Below are 19,899 nucleotides of genomic sequence, written 5' to 3' on the forward strand. Positions count from 1 at the left end.
GGATTTTGAAGCCTTGGGTGGCGAAAGGGGAGGATTGTCGGACTTGAATAAATTGTCTGTTAACACTATATTTAGTGTTTGCAGGTAGGTTCGACGCTAGATAATGTGAATTTCCCTCGATCGAGGGCGTTACAAAAAGTTTTCAGTTTTGAGGGACCCACAGGGTCCGTGAGCGCGTTGGACAGCGGCCTCGCAAGAGGTTCGACCGGCAGGGCGGCGGAGACTGTGACGATGAGAGCCGGGGTTTTCGAACGCCGGCAGACGGCGGCCATGCGCGTTTCGTCAAGAGGGCAGAAATCCTCTGGGAAAAGCGCTATATGTAGACAAAAGGGACCGGACCAATGCGCATCGAGCGTCGTTTCACCAAGCCAGGGCAATCAGCTTACGCGGAGATCGAATTCCGCAAGGCGCTTTCGGAGATCAAGAATCCGGATGGCTCGGTGGTGTTCCGCTTGGACAATATCGACGTGCCGGCGCAGTTCTCCCAGGTTGCCGCCGATATCCTGGCGCAGAAATATTTCCGCAAGGCGGGCGTCCCGGCACGGCTGAAGAAGGTCGAAGAGACGCAAGTCCCCTCATTCCTGTGGCGCTCCGTCGCCGACGAAGCTGAACTGGCAAAGCTGCCGGAAGCCGAGCGCTACGGTTCCGAGACCGATGCCCGCCAGGTCTTCGACCGGCTTGCCGGTACTTGGACCTATTGGGGCTGGAAGGGCGGCTACTTCAAGTCGGAGGAAGACGCGCGCGCCTTCCGCGACGAGCTCGCCTATATGCTGGCCACCCAGCGCGTCGCGCCGAATTCGCCGCAATGGTTCAACACCGGCCTGCATTGGGCCTATGGCATCGACGGTCCCAGCCAGGGCCATTTCTATGTCGACCCGTTCACCGGCAAGCTGACCAAGTCGAAGTCTTCCTACGAGCATCCGCAGCCGCATGCCTGCTTCATCCAGGGCGTGCAGGACGACCTCGTCAATGAAGGCGGCATCATGGACCTGTGGGTGCGTGAGGCGCGCCTGTTCAAATACGGCTCCGGCACCGGCTCCAATTTCTCATTCCTGCGCGGCGAAGGCGAAAAGCTGTCGGGCGGCGGCCGCTCGTCGGGGCTGATGAGCTTCCTCAAGATCGGCGACCGTGCTGCGGGCGCCATCAAATCGGGCGGCACGACGCGTCGCGCCGCGAAAATGGTCATCGTCGACGCCGACCATCCCGATATCGAGGAATTCATCGACTGGAAGGTCAATGAGGAGCAGAAGGTCGCCTCGCTGGTCACCGGCTCGAAGATCGTCAAGAAGCACCTCGAAGCGATCATGAAAGCCTGCATCAACTGCGAAGGCAACGGCGACGATTGCTTCGACCCGGCGGTCAACACAGCGCTGAAGCGCGAGATCAAGGCGGCCAAGAAGGACGCGGTGCCGGAGAACTACATCTACCGCGTCATCCAGTTCGCCAAGCAGGGCTATACCTCGATGTCGTTCAAGACCTACGACACCGACTGGGATTCCGACGCCTATCTCACCGTTTCCGGCCAGAACTCCAACAATTCGGTGTCGCTGAAGGACGATTTCCTGCGCGCCGTCGAGCAGGACGGCGACTGGCATCTCACCGCCCGCAAGGACGGCAAGGTGCTGAAGACGCTGAAGGCGCGCGATCTCTGGGAAAAGATCGGCTATGCCGCCTGGGCGTCGGCCGATCCGGGCCTGCATTTCAACACGACGATGAACGACTGGCACACCTGCGCCTCGGCCGGTGCGATCCGGGCATCCAATCCGTGCTCGGAATACATGTTCCTCGACGACACCGCCTGCAATCTGGCCTCGATCAACCTTCTGCCCTACCGCAACGCCGACGGCACTATCGACATCGCCGCCTACGAGCACACGGTGCGGCTGTGGACCATGGTGCTGGAAATCTCCGTCATGATGGCGCAATTCCCGTCGAAGGAGATCGCCAAGCTCTCGTACGAATACCGCACGCTCGGCCTCGGCTACGCCAATATCGGCGGCCTGCTGATGACCTCGGGCATTCCCTATGATTCCGACGAGGGCCGCGCCATCTGCGCCGCCCTCACCGCGATCATGACCGGCACGGCCTATGCGACTTCGGCCGAAATGGCCGCCGAGCTCGGCGCCTTCCCCGACTATGACCGCAACGCGCAGAACATGCTGCGTGTCATGCGCAACCACCGCCGCGCGGCCTATGGCGAAAGGGACGGCTACGAGAAGCTTGCCGTCAACCCAGTGCCGCTGGTCGCCTCAGACCTCAAGCAGCAGGAGCTTGCCGACCATGCCAAGGCCGCCTGGGACCGCGCCATCGAGCTCGGCGAGGAGCATGGCTACCGCAATGCGCAGGCAACGGTGATCGCCCCGACCGGCACGATCGGCCTGGTGATGGATTGCGATACCACCGGCATCGAGCCCGACTTCGCGCTGGTAAAATTCAAGAAGCTCGCCGGCGGCGGCTATTTCAAGATCATCAACCGCGCGGTGCCCGAAGCGCTGCGCACGCTCGGCTATTCCGAGGCCCAGATCGCCGAGATCGAGGCCTATGCCGTCGGCCACGGCAATCTCAACCAGGCGCCGGGCATCAATCCCGGCTCGCTCAAGGCCAAAGGCTTTACCGACGACAAGATCGCTGCGCTCAATGCCGCGTTGAAGTCGGCTTTCGACATCAAGTTCGTCTTCAACCAGTGGACGTTGGGCGCCGACTGGGTGAAAGAGACGTTCGGCTTCACCGATGAGCAGCTCAACGATTTCTCGTTCGAGATGCTGCCGGCGCTGGGCTTTTCCAAGAAAGACATCGAGGCCGCCAACATCCATGTCTGCGGAGCGATGACGCTGGAAGGCGCGCCGTTCCTGAAGGCCGAACACCTGCCGGTGTTCGACTGCGCCAGCCCGTGCGGCAAGATCGGCAAGCGTTCGCTGTCGATCAACAGCCACATCATGATGATGGCGGCGGCACAGCCCTTTATCTCCGGCGCCATTTCCAAGACCATCAACATGCCGAACGACGCGACGGTGGAAGATGCCAAGGGCGCCTACATGCTGTCGTGGAAGCTGGCGCTGAAAGCCAACGCGCTCTATCGCGACGGCTCGAAGCTGTCGCAGCCGCTCAACGCCTCGCTGCTCGCCGATGGTGAAGAGGACGAGGACGAAGCCGTCGAGCAGCTGATCGCGGCACCGGCCGCACAGCGCGCCGTTCAGGTGACCGAGAAGATCGTCGAGCGCGTCGTCGAGCGTCTCTACCGCGACCGCGAGAAACTGCCGAACCGCCGCAAGGGCTACACCCAGAAGGCGGTCGTCGGCGGCCACAAAGTCTATCTCAGGACCGGCGAGTTCGACGACGGCCGTATCGGCGAGATCTTCATCGACATGCACAAGGAAGGTGCCGCCTTCCGCGCGATGATGAACAACTTCGCCATCGCCATTTCGCTCGGCCTGCAATATGGCGTGCCGCTCGAGGAATTCGTCGAGGCCTTCACTTTCACTAAATTCGAGCCGGCGGGCATGGTGCAGGGCAACGACGCCATCAAGAACGCCACGTCGATCCTCGACTATGTCTTCCGCGAACTTGCCGTCTCCTATCTCGGCCGCAACGACCTCGCCCATGTCGATCAGTCGGACTTCGACAAGACCGCACTCGGGCGCGGCATCAACGAAGGCAAGGCGACGCCCTTCTCCAAGGGTCTCACCCGCGGTGCCTCGCCGGTCAAGCTGGTGTCGGGCATGGGTGCCGAGCCCAAGGGCTTTGCCGGTTCGGGCTCCGGAACTCCGGCCCGTACCGCCCCGACCGCCTTCTCCGGCTCCAACGTGCTGACGCTGAAGCCGGCAAGCGACGAAGCCATCGCCTACAAGCGCGACTACGAGGAGCGCGCCAGGGAACTGGTCGAGGACATCGTCTACGCGGAAGCGTCCGACCCGACGGAGCTGTTCACCGACGAGGCGGCGAAAGAAGCAGCCGAAGCCAAAGCGCTCGCCGCCAACCGGCGCCAGCAATCGCTGATGCAGGGCTACACCGGCAACGAATGCTCGGAGTGCCACAATTTCACGATGGTGCGGAACGGGACGTGTGAAAAGTGCGATACTTGTGGGGCTACGAGCGGGTGCAGCTGAGATAGCTGATAGGCAAGTTGATCGCTTAGAGGTGGGTTGACGGCAACCCACCTCTAACGGTCAAAGCAAGCCAATTGCCACTACCCGATCAGGCACGCCCGATGCCTAGCTACTCAAAGCTCGCGACGTTGCTCGTGCGGTCGTTCAAACGCTGTGCTCGGCCCTAACCCAATAAGCGGGTCAGTAGTCCCAGACAGCCGGCACGCAACGAAAGACATCGCCGTCCACCGCCACATGGCAGATAGACGGGAACGGCAGGTGAGTGGCCACCAGCGGCTCGCGGGTCGCCGCCAGCTCCCGCAAAAGATTGATGCGGACGCGGGCCGCCTCCTCGGGGTCGTGTTCGAAGCCGTTGTGCCAGTCGGGTTGGTCGAACCCGACCTGGAACACGGCGTCGCCGGCGAAGGTCAGTCGATCGCCGCCGGACGCTAGGCGGACCACGCTGTGCCCGGGGGTGTGGCCACCGGTGAGCGTGACGACCACCCCCGGCGCCACCTCGTGCTCCGTCTCAAACGGCCGCAACTGGCTGTGGTAGTCGTTCACGAACCGCTTGGCCGCCCGCCGCAGCGCATCCGGGAACCCCGTTGGCATGGAGACGCGGGAGAAATCGGGCGACTCCCAGAACTTGAGCTCGGCGGCCGCCACGTGAATCCGCAGATCCGGACGCAGCCGGTCCTTCACCCCGTCGATGAGCAGCCCGCCGATATGGTCCATGTGCATATGGGTAAGCACCACGTCGGTGACTGATGCGAGATCGATGCCGGCGGCCTCCAGTCGCGAGACCAACCGCCCGGCCCTCGGCAAGTGCAAGTCCGGGTCCATCCCCAGCCCGGCGTCCACCAGTATGGTCCGGTCGCCGCTGCGTACGACGACCACGTTCAGCGGCCACTCGAGCACGTCCGGCGGCAGGAACATGTCGTCCAGCCAAGCCTCCCGGAGGGCCGGGTCGACGTTGTATGCCATAACCGGCGCTGGTATCGGCAGCACTCCATCGCTGACCACCAGCACGTCGATGTCGCCGACCTGCAGCGCGTAGCGCGACGGAACCAATTCGGGCTCCGGTCTACCGTTGCTGTGCTTGGCGTTCAGGCTGTCGGCGCAGTGCTGGATCGAGGGGTGTGAAATGTTGTCCAAGCTCATGTTTGTCTCCTGCTGACCAGTCGTGCGGGTTTTTGTTTCTGCCTGCGACATGATGCGCTCCTGTTTTGCGTGATCGAGACGTGTCGGTCACAAGCCACGTCGGGGACCCTATGGGGAAGCGTGTCGGCTATCGAGCTACACCTGAGGATGGGTCAGCCTGTGCTCTCAGTGGACCGCAGCGAGGATTTGGTGGTGAAGAGGCTGGCATGAGGGAGTAGACGCCCTCGCCCACCGAACGGCGCCCTGCGCTCAGCGTTGACTCGAAGCCGTCCTCGATATCCGCGACGATGTGCTCTTTCGAGCAGGAAGGATGTCAGGAGGAGCTGCTATTCAACTACGTCAGTGTAGATGATCGGCCGCTGGCCATAATGACATTTCCAACCGAAGAGGTTGCGCAATGCGTTACGCGGCGGTCATCGAAAAAGCCGGAAACAATTTTTCCGCTTAGCTGCCGGACCTACCCGGCTGCATTGCGATCGGTGCTCGAGGTGGAAACCGAAATTCGCGACGCAATACGCTTTCACATCGAAGGCTTGCGAGCCGATGGACTGGATGTGCCCAAAGGGGTCAGCTTGGCGAATATATAGAGGCGTAGAGCCGCCAGCCGAACCAAGGGCTGGTAGCTATCACCGCGCGTTTCTCTTCGACGGCACGGCATGGATCCTAGGGTCTGCGCTCCGCTTCGCGTTCGCTCCGCCCTAGGATGACGAAGACACGGAGGCCGAAGGCCAATCGCCAAGGCCGGTAACTAGCGGGAACATCCCTTCCTTCGTCATCCTAGGGCGGAGCAGGAGCGAAGCGACGTTGCGGAGACCCTAGGATCCACGCCGTGACCGCGGCGGGATACCGACGGTGGAAGCCAAGCACCCGACCCGCCGCGCTACTCCGCCTCGGCCACCATCTGCCGGCCGCCAGTCCAGTCTCGCCAAGCCTTCTCATCGCCGTGGAAGACGTTGAGGTCGATGCGGCCCCTCACCCCGTGCGACAGGCCAGAGCCGGAATATTGCCAGAACAGCCATTTGCGGTCGGGATAGACCTTTGATGGGTGCGCCGCCACGGCGCGCAGCCAGAATGGGTAATCGGGAAAGGCGCCCCTGAGATTGTCGCGGTAGAAGTCGGGCGCGGTGTAGATGATCGGGCGCTGGCCGTAGTGGCGCTCGAGCTTGTCCATGAACACCTGCATCTTTTCCAGCACCTTTTGCCGCGACGGGCGGCGCTTGCAGCTCGATTCGCCGTTCCACTCGACGTCGATCACCGGCGGCAGCGCGCCCTCGACCCTCGGCACGTTGCGGATGAACCAGTCGGCCTGCTCGCCGGCGGTGCGGCACCAGTAGAAGAAGTGATAGGCGCCGCGCTTGAGGCCGGCGGCGTCGGCATTGCGCCAGTTCCTGGTAAACATCGGGTCGATATGATCGCCGCCGTCGGTGGCCTTGATGTAGGCGAAGTTGGCGCCCTGGGCGCGCAGCTTTTGCCAGTTCACATTGCCCTGCCAGCGCGAAACGTCGACGCCGTGAACGGCAAGGCGCCTTGGCGAGGAGGACTTGCCGAAATTGATCGGCTTGGCGTCGCGAAAGCCATAGCGCGTGACCGGCTCGGCAAGCATCGCCGGTGCTGCGCGTGCCAGCCGCTTCGGCGGCGACATCAGCGCGATCACCTCGGCCGGCGGTTCGACGCCCTGATCGGGTACGTCCATCGCGACCGGCTGTTCGTCCTGCTCCTGTTCGGCAAAAGCGGGCGCGGCATCAGTTTTCGCCACGGATGCCACCGGCGCGGGTGGCCGTACAACCGAGCTGGTGGTCTCGCTGGACGGCATTTGCAGCGCATCGACGCCGGAGGTCGACGTGCAGCCGGCAAGGCACAGCGCTGCGATCGAAAAGATGACGACGCCTGATATCCGCATCTGGACCTGTACGCAAAACACAACAGACCGAAGGCAGGACAACGCCGCCGGACAAACCAAGCTGGATTCCTAACAAGAAACTACCAACAAAGTTTGAATCGACTTGTTAGGGCTTTGTATCGGGAAATCGGCCGGACAGAGGGGCGCTATCCCTCCGACGTTCGGCCACGTCGCTGCCTCGCAATCCCGCTTGACAACTCACTGCATGAGATTAGTCTCCCCTAATCTTACAGTGTAAGGCCATACTTGGGAGGACGTCATGCAGCCTGCCGCCTTGTCAGAATTGCAGCCCGTCGTCCCGCCGGAGCCGCACTCGCCTGCCATCAGGATTGACGAGATATCCCGCGACCTCAGCCGCGTTATCGAACGCGCCGAGGTCAATGCCTGGCTCGATCTCTATCGCGCCGCTCCGGCAGACTTTGCCGCAAGGCAAGGCTTGGCCATCGCCGAAGATGGCGATCTCGTCTGGACCACCTGCACGACGATCCCGTTCATCCATTTCAACTGCGTCAAGAATTTCGGTGTCGATAGCGCGGCCACCGAGAGCCGGCTCGATGCGCTTCTGACGCATTATCGCGAGGCCGGTATTCTGCGGCCCTGGTTCTACACCAATCCGCATACCGAGCCCGCGACGCTCAGCTGCTGGCTCGAGGCACGCGGCCTGCAGCGTCAGGGCGGCTGGGAACGCATCTTTCGCGACGCCACGCCATTGCCAACGGAGCCGCTTTTCCCGACGAAGGATGTCTCGGTCGAGCGGGTGACGCCGGCAACGGCAAGAGAATGGGCTGGGTTCATCGACAGCCAATATCGGTTGCCGACCTCACCGTGGTTGCTGGTGCTGGCCGGCCGGCGCGGCTGGCATCATTACATGCTGCGGCGGGAGGGCACGGTGGCGGCGGTGCGCTCGATGTTCATCGGTGCCGACGGCATGGCCTGGAGCGGCATCGACGCACCGGTGCCCGGCATCATGGCGCCGAGCTTCGACCTCGATGCAATGCTCGGCGAACCGATGGTGCGCGACGGACTTGCGGCCGGTGCAAAACTGTTCGTGGCCGACATCGAGGCGCCGCACGCCGAACGCGACGGGCCGGCGTATCGCAACTATGCGCGCCTCGGCTTCAGGCTCGCTTATTTCCGCAGCCATTACAGCTATTTGCCGGCAAATTCCGGCTGACCGCTTCAAGACCCTAGCCGCACAGCCACAGCTTGTGGCAGGTCGTGGCCATCAAGTGGGCCGGCGGTACAAAACGATCGTTGACCGCCACATCATCGTCCGCCCGGCGGACCTTTTCCTCGAGCAGAGTGCGAAGTTCCGCCGGCTGCACGCGGTCGCGCTCCATCACCAGCTTGATCATCGGATCGCTCAAGAGTTCGTCCAGGGTGTTGATGCTGTCGTTCATCCGTCGCCTCCTCGACTGCCTGCCCGCACACAATAGATAGGCAGCAATGATGGCCCACCAATGACGCTTTGCCGGCTATCTCGTGTCGCTTCGGATTAAATTTTGTCCAGATTTCACCTCAAACCGGCGGTGGCGCGCCTTCATATTGCGGCAGGCCGTCGTCGATCTGAACCCAGGGCTGCTTCGAGGCGGTCCAGATGTGCATCTCAGGCCTGAACACTGAGGGATCGTCGAGCGAGCCAGTGGTGACGCCCACGATGCCGGCGGAATCGCGTCGGGAAAACATCGTCGTGCCGCAGCGCGGACAAAAGCCGCGCTTGAGATCGGGGGAGGAATTCACCATCGCCAGCGGTCCTTCGACCGTCACATCGTCGATGCGGAACAGCACGCGCGCGTTGAAGGCGGCACCCAGCGCCTTCTGGCAGATCCGGCAATGGCAGACGCGCTCATTGATCGGTGCCGCCTCGGCGCGGTAGCGCACCGCCCCGCATAAACATCCACCCTGATATCTTGCCATTGCTCCGATCCGTCATTTGGAGAAGATCGGCGAACCGTAGCGACGGGCATGGCAGCGTCAATTGAAAAGCTTTGATAGGGCGCCATCGGTTCCTGTGATCCGGCCGATACACGATGCCCGACGCGCCGGGCCCAAGGCCTCATGCCGCGAAAACCGGCCATCTCGCGAGAGACGGCCGGCAGACAATTGACCGGGCGTCAGTTAGTTTCGTTGACGACCTCATCCCAGGTCTTGACCTTGGTCTCGCCATTGAGGAACGGCAGCGCGGCAGCTGTCAGTTCCGGCGCGAAGAACACGTCGTAATGGGTGCGGTTCGGCACGATCGCCAGACGGTTCTGCGACAGGTTCTCGCGCATCCAGCCGGCGTCCTTCAGCCCGCCGCCAAGCATCTGATAGAATTTGATCTCGTGCTCGGGCCGGTACATGTCGCTGTCGCCGAACACCAGCATCACCGGCATTTTCAGCTTCGGCACGTCGGCCGAATAGTCGTAGTCCTTGCGCATGTAGGCGCCGAGCTGGTCAAGGAGTTTCGGAAAATCCTCCGGATGCAGCGCGACCGCGACGTAGGATTTGTACATCGGCGTGTCCTTCATCATGTCGGCCATCGCCGCGCCGACTTGTGCCTGCTGGCCACGCATCTCGGCATAGAAGCCGTCCGCGGCGTAGCCGGTCGAGACCAGGACGAGCCGTCGCACCACGTCGGGATGCTGCACGGCCATGCGGAAGGCGACGCCGCCACCCAGCGAATAACCCATGACGTCGACCTTGTCGTAGCCGAGCGCCTTGACGATCGCCGCCATGTCGTCGCCCATCGCCTCCAGGCTGAGCGGCCGATCGCCGAGCGCGGTGCGGCCATGGCCCTGCAGGTCGACCCCGATGACGGTGCGGTTTTCGGTAAGCTTCGGCAGGATCGGCGCGAACATGTCGGTCGTGCCGAGACCGCCATGCAGCAGGAGCAGCGGCTCGCCCTTGCCATAGACGGCGTAATAATAGTTCAGGCCGTTGATCGGCAGCAGGCCGGATTTTTCCGGCGTCGGCAGTGTTGCGGTTGCGGTCGTCATGGCGGGCTTGGCCTCCTCTGCGTTGATGGTGCCCGGCGCCGCAAAGAGCGCGGCGGCCGAGGCGAAAATGGCAAAAAATATAGATCTGGACATATCAGTCTCCCTCTCCCGTTTGCATCAAAGTCGCTTTGCGACCTCCTCGAGCTGTTCGGCGCACTGGCCCCAGCCCTCGTGAAAACCCATTTTCTCGTGCTGTTCGCGGTCGGCGACCGACCAATGCGCAACCCGGGCGATGTAGCGGGTCTTGCCCGTGCCCTCGTCCTCGAGTGTCACAATCCCGGTCATGAACGGTTTGGCGGAAGGCTCCCACGCCTTGGTATAGGCATCGGTGAAGACGAGCTTCCTGCCCGGCACGACTTCGAGGAAGACGCCGGGGTTCGCAAACTCGTTGCCGTCAGGACCGGCCATGACGACGAGGCTGGTACCGCCGGGCCGAACATCCATCTCCGCGCGCGGCGTCGTCCACGGCTTCGGCGCGAACCATTGCGTCAAGAGCTTCGGCTCGGTCCAGCAGCGATAGACGTTCTCGCGCGGCGCATCGATGATGCGGGCGAGAACCAACTCGCGGTCGGAGTTGGGGGCGATGTCGAGCTTGGTGGTCATGGTGTTTCCTCACATGTCGGTTTTGGCTTTCGTGTCTAGGACGAACCGACAAGACGCAAGCCGACACGGTTCGCGAGAAAAAATCCGCGGGACCGGAGATTCGAACGACGGAAATGAGTGGCTTCAGTGACGCTTGGCTTGCACCAGATAGGCGTCGATCTCGGTCTCGCCGAGCCACTTGGCCGCTTCCAGCCGATGCAACCCTTCGACGAGGATGTGGCGCTTGCCGTCATGGCGCACCTGGATCGGCATCTTCATGCCGTTTTCCAGAATGTCCTCGGCCAGATGGCGGACGGTTTCGGGATGCAGCGTCTTCTTGCGCGCGGTCGGCACGTAGATGTCGTCGACCCTGACCTTTTGCACTCTCAGCATATCGGCTCCCATGCGGACAAGGCCGCCCTTGTGAGATAGTCTGTTTGGCCGGCAAGGCCAAGGGAGCGGCCCGGCAATGGCTGGCCCGATCGTTTCCAATTGACGCTTGGCCGGCCGATGGCCGAAATGGCGGCCTTCGACCTTAGCGGTGTCCATGAACCATCTGCCGACAGAGTTTCCCGATTTCGGACTGACGCCGGAGCAGCGACGCCAGGCGGTGCGCAGCCATTACTGGGAATGGCCGGGGATGGATGGCGGGCGTGGCGAAATCTGGTGCTACAGCGACCGTTTTTCCTACCGTCCTGGCGACATGATGGCGCTGCATGTCAGTTCGACAGCCGCCAGTTTCGGCATCGCGATCATCCGCGACGGCGGCGCGGAAGCGACAATGTTCGAGGAGGCCGGTATCGCGGCGCGCTGGCAGGATACGCCCGATCAATGTTCGGTCGAAGGCTGCGGCTGGCAAGTGTCGTTCGAGTTTCGCATCGGCGACGATTGGCCGTCCGGCGCCTATCGCGTCACACTGACGGCAGATGGCCGGGACGGCGAGGTGATCCGCTGCCACCATCTTTTCGTCCTTGCGCCGCAACCCGGCAAGAAACCCGGCCGCGTGCTGCAGGTCGCGGCCACCGGCACCTGGCTCGCCTACAACACATGGGGCGGTTCCAACCATTACGAAGGCATCACCGGGCCAGGCCGCGACCAGTATGCACGAATGGTATCGACGCAGCGGCCGTGGTGCCGCGGCTTCGTCGTGCTGCCCAAGGACGCGCCGCGCGTGCCGCTCGAAGTCGCCGTGCAGCCGAAAACCGTGCCGCGCTATCCGCATATGGAATGGGCCTTTGCTACCGGCCATTCCAAGAAATACGCCTCGTCGGGCTGGGCAAGCTACGACAGCCATTTCTTCCGCTTCGCCGAGCGTGCCGGCTACGCCGTCGATCTCGCCAGCCAGCACGATCTGCATTTTTCGCCCGACATCCTCGACGGCTATGACTGCGTCGTCTTCGTCGGCCACGACGAATATTGGACCTGGGAAATGCGCGATGCGGTCGACACCTATGTCGAGCGCGGCGGCCATGCAGCGCGCTTTGCCGGCAATTTCATGTGGCAGACCAGGCTGGAGGACGAAGGGCGTCGGCAGGTCTGCTACAAATACCGCGCCCGCGCCGAGGACCCGGCCTATCGCGGCGGCGACATAAGGCGCGCCACTAACTCCTGGGAGGCGCCGGAAATCGGCCGGCCGGGTGCGGCGACCTTCGGCCTCAACGCGACAAGAGGCGTCTATGCCGGCTGGGGCGGCTGCGCGCCGCGCGGCGTGCGCGGCTTTCCGGTCTACCGGCCGGAGCATTGGGCCTTTGCCGGTACCGGCATCTACTATGGCGACCTGCTCGGCGCCGACAGCCATGTCTATGGTTACGAGGTCGACGGGCTCGACTTCGAGATCCGCGGCGGCCTGCCCTACCCCGAGCCCGACAGCGGCGCACCGGACGGCCTGCAAGTGCTGGCCGTCGGCATGGCGAGCCAGGTCGAGGAAAGCGCCGACATTCCGCTCAAGGACCAGTTTCTCGGCGACGAGGACGGGCGCTTCACCGCCGAAACGCTGTTCGGCGAGGCAAGCGATGCCAATCTCGACAAGGTCAAACGCGGCAACGGCATGATCGTCAATTTCCGGCGCGGCAAGGGCGAGGTGTTTCACGCCGGAAGCTGCGAATGGGTTGCCGGCCTGCTAAGGCAGGATGCGATGGTCGAGCGTGTCACCAGAAATGTCCTCGACCGCTATCTTGGAAAGTCATGACATGCTGAAGTCCCCTGCCCCGGAAGCCCGCGAAGCCTCGCATCTGTTTTATCTGTCCAGCCTGCGCCGGCCGTTGATCGACCGCGCCGAAGGCATCTACATGTGGACGCAGGACGGCCGCTGCTTCATCGACGGATCGAGCGGGCCGATGGTCGCCAATATCGGCCATTCCAACCGCAACGTGCTCGACGCGATGAAACGGCAGATGGACCGCGCCACCTTCGCTTACCGCCTGCATTTCGAGAACGAACCGGCCGAGGAGCTCGCGCGGCAACTGGCGGCCAAACTCCCCGAGGGCCTGGACCGCATCTTCTTTGTCTCCGGCGGCTCGGAAGCTACGGAATCCTGCATTAAGCTGGCGCGGCAATGGGCGGTCGCCACGGGCCAGCCCAGCCGCTGGAAGGTGATCACGCGCTTTCCCTCCTATCACGGCGGCACACTGGGTGCGCTCGCCGTCACCGGCGACGATGCGCTGGCCGAAAATTTTACGCCGATGATGCAGGTCATGCCGACCGTGCCGGCGCCCATCGCCTGGCGCGACCGCGACAATCTATCGATGGAACAGCGCGGCATCCGCTACGCCGATATGCTGGAAGAAAAGATCCTCGCCGAGGGGCCGGAAAGCGTGCTCGCCTTCATCATGGAGCCGGTCGGCGGCGCTGCCACGGCAGCACTTGTGGCGCCGGACAGCTATTATCCGCGCATCCGCGAGATCTGCGATCGCTACGGCATCCTGCTCATCCATGACGAAGTGATGAGCGGTGCGGGTCGCACCGGAAAATTCCTCGGCGGCGACCACTGGAACTGCAAGCCCGACATCGTTGCGCTATCGAAGGGGCTGGGCTCGGGCTACGCGCCGCTCGGCGCGCTGGCGGCACCGATGCGGCTGGTGCAGCCATTGCTCGCATCGGGCGGCTTCCAGCACGGCCATACTTATGCCGGCAATCCGCTCGCCTGCGCCGCCGGGCTCGCCGTACTCGGCGAAATGGACCGCCTCGGCCTAATCGCCAACGCGGCTGTCATGGGCGACCTTTTGATGGACGAACTGAAGGGATTGGCCAAACGGTTTCCATTCATCGCCGATGTCCGCGGCAAGGGCCTGCTCACCGGTGCCGAAATGGTCGCCGATCCCGACACTCTGAGGCCGATCGAGCCCGCGAAAATGGCCACCCAGCGCCTGCTCGACCTCGCCTATGAGCGCGGCCTGATCATCTACGGACGCAAGGTCAAGGGCGGTGTCGACGGCGACAATTTCATGGTCGCGCCGCCGATGATCGTCACCGCCGCGCAGATCGGCGAGATCGTATCCATCATCGGCGACTCGCTCGAGGTGCTGGCCGGCGAGCTCGACCTGCCGGTCGAAGGTTGAGGCGACCATGGCACCGCGAAAAGTCATTATCACCTGCGCCGTCACCGGGTCGGTGCATACGCCGTCGATGTCGCCGCATCTGCCGGTGACGCCGGACCAGATCGCCGCCGACGCGATCGCCGCCGCCGAAGCCGGTGCCTCGATCCTGCATCTTCACGCCCGCGACCCTAAGGACGGGCGGCCGACCGCCGACCCCGAGGTGTTCATGCAGTTCCTGCCGCGCATCAAGCAGGCGACCGATGCGGTGATCAACATCACCACCGGCGGCTCCTCGCTGATGACGCTCGACCAGCGGTTGGCCGCCCCGCTCAGGGCCGCGCCGGAAATGTGCTCGCTCAATATGGGCTCGATGAATTTCGCGCTGTTCCCCATGCTCGACCGGCCGCGGGAGTGGCAGCACGAATGGGAGCCGAAGCTGCTCGAAGCGACCCGCGACACGATCTTCAAGAACACCTTTGCCGACATGGAGACGGTGCTCGAAAAGCTTGCGCGCGGATGCGGCACGCGCTTCGAATTCGAATGCTACGATGTCGGCCATCTCTACTCGCTGGCGCATTTCCGCGACCGCGGGCTGGTGTCGGGACCGCTGTTCATCCAGTTCGTGTTCGGAATCCTCGGTGGCATCGGCGCCGATCCCGAAAACCTGGTCCACATGAAGCACATCGCCGACAAACTGTTCGGCGACAGCTACCAGTTTTCGGTGCTGGCCGCCGGACGCCACCAGATGCCGATGATCTCGATTGCGGCGGCGATGGGCGGCAACGTCCGCGTCGGGCTGGAGGACAGCCTCTACGACGGGCGCCAGCTCGCCAAGTCCAATGCCGACCAGGTGCGCCGCATCCGCAGCGTGCTCGACGGATTGTCGCTGGACGTTGCAACGCCGGCCGAGGCGCGGCAGATGCTGGCGCTCAAGGGCGGCGACCGTGTGGCGTTCTGATGGTTGTGGCCTGAGATGATTGTGATCCGTCACACCCCCCTCTGTCCTGCCGGACATCTCCCCCTCAAGGGGGGAGATTGGACATCACTGCGGCCTTCGCCAATTGCCGATGTTGCAGGATGGGCGACAAGATCGAAGCTACCAATCTCCCCCCATGAGGGGGAGATGTCCGGCAGGACAGAGGGGGGTGCCTGGGCACTCTGCCTGCCGTGAGTACGCCATCGACAAACGTACTTATCCGCCCCGGCACCAGCGAAGACGTCGAAACCATCCACGCCGCGCTCCTACGGCTGGGCGCGCATGTCGGCGCCCATCAGGAGATCGCCTCGACAGCTCAGGATCTCCGCACCTATGGCTTTGGCGAAAAGCCTGCCTTCTCGACCTTGATCGCCGAAGTCGGCGGCGAATTTGCCGGGCTGTGCCTCTATTTTCCGATCTTCTCGACATGGATGGGCCGGCCCGGCGTCTATGTGCAGGACCTCTATATCGAGGACCGGTTTCGCGGCCGCAGGATCGGCGAGCGCCTGCTGCGCCGGGTCGCGGCGCAATGCCGCAAAGACGGCGGCGTTTACCTCAGGCTGTCCGTCGACACCGACAACGAGACCGCCAAGGCTTTTTACGAACGGTTGGGCATTGCCTGGTCGAGCTACGAGCAGGTGCAAAAGATCGTCGGCGAGGCCTTTTTCGCCTTTGCCGACGCACCGGAGGAGCCAACATGAAAGCCTTCTATGCCGAAGAACAGAAGCGCCACGACCCGAAGGCGTTCCTCTCAAGCGGCGCGCCGCAGCCCAATCCGGAAAAGCCGGTACGGGTCGAGCGATTGTTAGCCGGCGCAAAGGCTGCCGGCTGCACGATCGAACGGCCGCGGGATCACGGGCTCGGCCCGATTGCGGCGGTGCATACGCCGGAATATCTCGATTTCCTCCAGCATATCTTCGCGCGCTGGCAGCGCATCGAGGGCGCCTCGGCCGAGGTCATCCCCAACATCCACCCGATCGCGCGGAACGGCTCCTATCCGGCCTCGGCGGTCGGCCAAGCCGGCTACCACATGGCCGACACCGCCTGCCCGATCTCCGGGGAGACGTGGCAGAGCGCGCTTTGGAGCGCCTGGAGCGCGGTTGAAACCGCCGAGGCGGTGATGTCGGGAGCGCCGGCCGCCTATGCGCTGTGCCGGCCGCCCGGCCATCACGCCTTTGCCGATGTCGCCGGCGGCTTCTGCTTCATCAACAATTCGGCGGTCGCCGCACAGGTTCTGCGCAAGCAGGCGGCGCGGGTGGCGATCCTCGATGTCGACCTGCACCACGGCAACGGCACGCAAGGCATCTTCTATGCCCGGCCGGACGTGCTCACCGTGTCGCTGCATGCCGATCCGGTGCGGTTCTATCCGTTTTTCTGGGGCTATGCCGACGAGCGCGGCGAAGGCGCCGGCCTCGGCTACAATCTCAACCTGCCGCTGCCGCGCAAATCCGGCGATGCGGCTTTCCTCGAAGCGCTCGCGGCAGCGTTCCAGCGCATCAACGCCTTCTCGCCCGATGCGCTTGTGGTGGCGCTGGGGCTAGACGCCTTCGAAGGCGATCCGTTCGGCGGACTGTCGGTGAGCACGTCTGGTTTTTCGCGCATTGGCGAGGCGATCGCCGGGCTCGGCCTGCCGACGGTCATCGTCCAGGAAGGCGGTTATCTCTGCGACGAACTCGGCGACAATCTCACCGCCTTCCTCACCGGTTTTGGCGGCGCCCACAAGCGATGATCCGCCCGCGTGGCCCGCTCAGGATCGCTCCTGCCTCAGCATGGCGACAACGCGGTGCACGCTCTCCAGCGTCTCTTCGATCTCGGCTGCAGTGTTGTAATGAGCGATGCCGATGCGCACCACGCCCTGCTCGGCCGGAATGCCGAGCTGGTGCACGATCTCCCAGGCGTAGTTGTGGCCGGACCACAGGAAGATGTTTTCGGCATTCGTCTGCCGCACGATCGTCTCCGGCACGATGCCTTCGACAGTGAACGACACCGTCGGCACACGCTCATTGATCCGCTTCGGATCGGTGATGCCGTGGATGGTCAGGCCGGTAATATCCGACAGACCATCGATCAGCTGTTGCGCCAGCGGGTTCTCGTAAGCGATTGAAACTTCGAAGGCCTTGGCGATTTTCTGCCGACGCGACGCTTGCGCGCCGGCTGCCGCGCCCAGGTCGGCAAAATAATCGACAGCCGCCGACAGGCCGGCCATCAATTCAATTTGCGGCGTGCCGAGCTCGAAGCGCTCCGGCAGGGCATTGGACGAGCAGCGGCATTTGTACGGCTGCAGTGCATCGACGACGTCCAGCCTGGCCCACAAAATTCCCATATGCGGGCCGAAGAACTTGTAGGCCGAGCAGATCAGAAAATCGCAGCCGAGGTTTTGGACGTCGATCAGGCCATGCGGCGCGAACTGGACGGCATCGACGTAGACCAGCGCACCAGCCTGCCTCGCGATGCCGGTCAACGCCTTCACCCGGTTGATCGACCCGGTGAGATTGCTGGCATAGTTGAGCGCGACGAGCCGCGTCCTCTCGGAAAGCAGCGCGGCGAGTGCTGCCTCCTCGACCTGCCAGCTCTGCTGGTCGAAAGGCAGCCAGCGCACGACAAGGCCAAGGTCTTCAGCCAGTTGCAGCCAGGGCGAGATGTTGCCCTCATGGTCCATGCGGGTGAGGATGATCTCGTCGCCGGGTTTCATCGTACGGCCAAGCGTTCGCGACATCTGGTAGGTCAACGTCGTCATGTTGGCGCCGATAATGACTTCCTGCGGACTTGCCGCGCCAAGGAAATCCGCCATCGCCAGATGGGCCTCGTCGACAATGTCCTGTGCCGCAATGGTGGTCTCGAAGAAGCCGCCGAGATTGGCATTGGTGGTCAGTAAGCAACGCGATACTGCGTCCGCCACCGCCTGCGGCACCTGCGTGCCGGCAGGATTGTCGAGATAAATGCGCCTGCGGCCCTTGTCGGTCAACGACAAGGCCGGAAATTTCGCGCGCACCGCGTCGATCCGGAAGTCCATGGCTGTTCCCTCCCCTTATGACTATCGGACAACTACGTCCCGACGCATCAAGGGCACGGATTGCCGACGCGCTGGTGGATCGCGTCGACGGCTTTCTGCATCTCGTCGGTCCAGACCACGTCGGCGGAAGAGAGCGCCATTTCGAGTTGCGAAATGGTCGTGGCGCCGATGATGTTCGAGGTGACCAAGGGCCGGTTCGAGACATAGGCATTGGCAAACAGCGCCGGCTCCATGCCGAAGGTGCGCGCCAACCGGTTATATTCGAGCTGCACCTCGGCAGCATTCGGCGTCTCGTAGCGCTGGCCGCGGTTGAACAATTGCGAGCGCGAGCCCTGCGGCCGCGCGCCATGATCGTATTTGCCGGTCAAATAGCCTTGCGCCAGCGGCGAATAGGCAAGCAGCGACACCTGCTCGCGCTCGCAGACTTCGGCAAGGTTCACCTCGAAGGTGCGATTGACGAAATTATAAGCGTTCTGCAGCGAGGCGACGCGCGGGCCGAGGCCCTTGTCGGCTTCGGCAATGAAACGCATGACGCCCCAGGAATTCTCGTTCGACAGGCCGAAATGGCGGATCTTGCCGGCCTTCACCAGTTCATCGAATACGGCAAGCGTCTCGGCGATCGGCGTCTCGCCTTCCGGCACGCCGGCGGCATCGGATCGTCGCGGTACGGCCCCGATGCGGTTCGGATTGGCGCCCCACGGCACGTCGCGTTCCGGCCAATGGATCTGATAGAGGTCGATGTAATCGGTGTTGAGCCTGGCGAGTGACTTTTCAATAGCGTCGACGATATCGGCGCGCACCAGCTTAGACGGGCGGTCGCCGCGAAACCAGGTGTTGGCGGTGCGACCAACCACCTTCGAGGCGATGATCACCTGGCCGCGATTGCGCTTCTCCTTCATCCAATTGCCGATGATTGTCTCGGTACGGCCTTGTGTCTCCGCCTTGGGCGGGATCGGATAGAGTTCCGCGGTGTCGATGAAATTGACGCCGCGCGCAAACGCCAGATCCAGCTGGGCGTGACCGTCCGCCTCGGTGTTCTGCTGGCCCCAGGTCATCGATCCGAGGCAGATCTTCGACACGAAAAGATCGGTCTGGCCGAGACGGCGTTTGTGCATGGAGTTTCTCCGGCGGGAATTTTGCGCGGCTGCGCGAGGAGGAAGCAATAGCATACAGGAAAGCGCCGCCCGCTTCCAAGCCCACCGACGGCAGGTCAGGCGACTTTCCCAGGACGCCGGCGGACGGGGTTCATCCCAGCGGCCAATAAAAAGCCGGACTGCATGTGAATGCAGTCCGGAAGTTCGCCAGGAATGGCGAGGAAAAACCGGCCAAGGGCCGGCACTGAGGCCTACGGTCGAAGCACCGCAGAAGTTTCGCCGGAACAGCCGAATTATGTCAAAAAAGATCAGGGCAGCATGGCTGCCATGCGAATGCTGCACTGCACAATTGTCATGATCTGCCTATATTGACGGCCGTGGAGGTTCAATAAGGGGCTTGAATCATGGGATTCTTCACTGAAATGTTCGCCCGTCCGCGTCCGCGGGAACAGCTGCGCTATCGTGCGGCACTGGCGCTGCTCCATTCGATGAGCAATGCCGATCGCGCCGATATCGGCGTCAAGCCGGCCGATTTCCCGCGCATCGCCCGAGAAATGTCCCTGCGCTAAACAGC

The 19,899-nt window shown here is 63.1% G+C and carries 17 protein-coding genes; 8 read left to right on the forward strand and 9 right to left on the reverse strand.

Going from position 1 to position 19,899, the window contains the following annotated elements; translation table 11 throughout:
* Positions 1-341: 341 nt before the first annotated feature.
* Complete coding sequence (locus tag NKH13_RS04055) at positions 342-4,106, forward strand: vitamin B12-dependent ribonucleotide reductase (RefSeq protein ID WP_352714639.1); 3,765 nt, start codon at positions 342-344, stop codon at positions 4,104-4,106.
* Positions 4,107-4,286: 180 nt separating this feature from the next.
* Here the strand turns inward: NKH13_RS04055 and NKH13_RS04060 are convergent, their stop codons facing one another.
* Both NKH13_RS04060 and NKH13_RS04070 read right to left on the reverse strand, forming a co-directional pair.
* Positions 4,287-5,297, reverse strand: a complete 1,011-nt coding sequence (locus NKH13_RS04060; RefSeq protein ID WP_292657726.1) for an MBL fold metallo-hydrolase — start codon at positions 5,295-5,297, stop codon at positions 4,287-4,289.
* Positions 5,298-6,126: 829 nt separating this feature from the next.
* Positions 6,127-7,146: a GH25 family lysozyme gene (locus tag NKH13_RS04070; protein WP_352714640.1), complete on the reverse strand. Its 1,020-nt coding sequence runs from the start codon at positions 7,144-7,146 to the stop codon at positions 6,127-6,129.
* 259 nt (positions 7,147-7,405) lie between these two features.
* Here NKH13_RS04070 and NKH13_RS04075 point away from each other — a divergent pair, with 259 nt between their 5' ends.
* Entirely contained in the window at positions 7,406-8,320 is a 915-nt protein-coding gene (locus NKH13_RS04075) for a hypothetical protein (protein ID WP_352910814.1), read from the forward strand.
* A 13-nt stretch (positions 8,321-8,333) separates the two neighbouring features.
* On the opposite strand, the gene NKH13_RS04080 is transcribed toward NKH13_RS04075, so the two are convergent.
* From NKH13_RS04080 to NKH13_RS04100, 5 genes are all read right to left on the reverse strand, one after another.
* Complete coding sequence (locus tag NKH13_RS04080) at positions 8,334-8,546, reverse strand: hypothetical protein (protein WP_023717422.1); 213 nt, start codon at positions 8,544-8,546, stop codon at positions 8,334-8,336.
* A gap of 118 nt (positions 8,547-8,664) precedes the next feature.
* Positions 8,665-9,063, reverse strand: a complete 399-nt coding sequence (locus tag NKH13_RS04085) for a GFA family protein (protein WP_352714642.1) — start codon at positions 9,061-9,063, stop codon at positions 8,665-8,667.
* A gap of 197 nt (positions 9,064-9,260) precedes the next feature.
* On the reverse strand, positions 9,261-10,217 hold the full coding sequence (locus NKH13_RS04090; RefSeq protein WP_352714644.1) for an alpha/beta fold hydrolase: 957 nt from the start codon (positions 10,215-10,217) through the stop codon (positions 9,261-9,263).
* Positions 10,218-10,241: 24 nt separating this feature from the next.
* The gene (locus tag NKH13_RS04095) at positions 10,242-10,727 is read right to left on the reverse strand and encodes an SRPBCC family protein (protein WP_352714646.1); all 486 of its coding nucleotides are present in this window, start codon (positions 10,725-10,727) and stop codon (positions 10,242-10,244) included.
* A gap of 123 nt (positions 10,728-10,850) precedes the next feature.
* Positions 10,851-11,099, reverse strand: a complete 249-nt coding sequence (locus NKH13_RS04100; RefSeq protein ID WP_352492428.1) for a ParB N-terminal domain-containing protein — start codon at positions 11,097-11,099, stop codon at positions 10,851-10,853.
* Between the two features lie 154 nt (positions 11,100-11,253).
* Here NKH13_RS04100 and NKH13_RS04105 point away from each other — a divergent pair, with 154 nt between their 5' ends.
* From NKH13_RS04105 to NKH13_RS04125, 5 genes are all read left to right on the forward strand, one after another.
* The gene (locus NKH13_RS04105) at positions 11,254-12,894 is read left to right on the forward strand and encodes a N,N-dimethylformamidase beta subunit family domain-containing protein (protein ID WP_352714648.1); all 1,641 of its coding nucleotides are present in this window, start codon (positions 11,254-11,256) and stop codon (positions 12,892-12,894) included.
* A gap of 1 nt (position 12,895) precedes the next feature.
* Complete coding sequence (locus NKH13_RS04110; protein ID WP_352714649.1) at positions 12,896-14,263, forward strand: aminotransferase family protein; 1,368 nt, start codon at positions 12,896-12,898, stop codon at positions 14,261-14,263.
* A gap of 7 nt (positions 14,264-14,270) precedes the next feature.
* Entirely contained in the window at positions 14,271-15,200 is a 930-nt protein-coding gene (gene kce / locus NKH13_RS04115; RefSeq protein ID WP_352714651.1) for a 3,5-dioxohexanoate:acetyl-CoA acetone transferase, read from the forward strand.
* A 209-nt stretch (positions 15,201-15,409) separates the two neighbouring features.
* Positions 15,410-15,919 carry a GNAT family N-acetyltransferase gene (locus NKH13_RS04120; RefSeq protein WP_352714653.1) on the forward strand — a complete coding sequence of 170 codons (510 nt, stop codon included), beginning with the start codon at positions 15,410-15,412 and terminating at the stop codon, positions 15,917-15,919.
* On the forward strand, positions 15,916-16,947 hold the full coding sequence (locus tag NKH13_RS04125) for a histone deacetylase family protein (protein ID WP_352714654.1): 1,032 nt from the start codon (positions 15,916-15,918) through the stop codon (positions 16,945-16,947). The genes NKH13_RS04120 and NKH13_RS04125 overlap by 4 nt, the downstream gene beginning before the upstream one ends.
* Positions 16,948-16,965: 18 nt before the next feature.
* Here the strand turns inward: NKH13_RS04125 and NKH13_RS04130 are convergent, their stop codons facing one another.
* Together NKH13_RS04130 and NKH13_RS04135 are read right to left on the reverse strand one after the other, a co-directional pair.
* Complete coding sequence (locus tag NKH13_RS04130) at positions 16,966-18,231, reverse strand: cysteine desulfurase-like protein (RefSeq protein ID WP_352714656.1); 1,266 nt, start codon at positions 18,229-18,231, stop codon at positions 16,966-16,968.
* Between the two features lie 47 nt (positions 18,232-18,278).
* Positions 18,279-19,346, reverse strand: a complete 1,068-nt coding sequence (locus NKH13_RS04135; RefSeq protein ID WP_352714658.1) for an aldo/keto reductase — start codon at positions 19,344-19,346, stop codon at positions 18,279-18,281.
* Between the two features lie 383 nt (positions 19,347-19,729).
* On the opposite strand from NKH13_RS04135, the gene NKH13_RS04140 reads away from it, so the two are divergent.
* Positions 19,730-19,894 (forward strand): hypothetical protein, encoded by a 165-nt coding sequence (locus tag NKH13_RS04140; RefSeq protein WP_023674744.1) that lies wholly within the window; start codon positions 19,730-19,732, stop codon positions 19,892-19,894.
* Positions 19,895-19,899: the final 5 nt, after the last annotated feature.

The organism is Mesorhizobium sp. M1348, assembly GCF_040317925.1.
Classification (GTDB): domain Bacteria; phylum Pseudomonadota; class Alphaproteobacteria; order Rhizobiales; family Rhizobiaceae; genus Mesorhizobium.